Here is a 601-nt window from a genome sequence, read left to right on the forward strand (position 1 = left end):
AGGACACGACGGCGCAGTTGTCTGTGGGTGTACCTGTTCATTGACAGATCGGAGACAGCTTTGCCGAACCTTTGGGCCGGGATCGACGCCGGTAAGACTCATCATCACTGTGTAGTCATCGATGCAGAAGGACAGCGGCTGCTGTCCCGGAAAGTCCCCAACGACGAGAGTGAACTGCTCGACCTGATCTCGGAGGTCATGAGCCTCGGCGGGCACGGTGGGGAGCTGACGTGGGCGACTGATCTGAATCATGGGGGAGCGGCGTTGCTGATTGCCCTGCTGTCCGCCCACGATCAGCGGCTGCTGTACATCCCGGGTCGCACTGTCCACCATGCTTCGCGCATCTACCGCGGGGACGGTAAGACCGACGCGAAGGACGCGGCGGTGATCGCCGACCAGGCCAGGATGCGCCGGGACTTGCAGCCGCTACGGGTGGGTGATGAGGTCAGTGTTGATCTGAGAATCCTCACCGCCCGTCGTGCAGATAAAGCGATGGACAGAACCCGGGCAATCAACCGGCTCCGCGCGCAACTGCTCGAGTACTTCCCGGCGCTGGAGAGATCCTTTGACTACAGCCGCTCCAAAGCGGGGTTGCTGTTGC

1 protein-coding gene is annotated in these 601 nt (G+C 61.7%); it reads left to right on the top strand.

Features of this window, described 5'->3' with window-relative positions; translation table 11 throughout:
• Positions 1–60: 60 nt before the first annotated feature.
• Positions 61–601, top strand: a 541-nt coding sequence (locus ACYU7Z_RS16370) for an IS110 family transposase (protein ID WP_460572433.1), incomplete at its 3' end; no start/stop codon positions are given.

Source organism: Flaviaestuariibacter terrae (genome assembly GCF_054777635.1).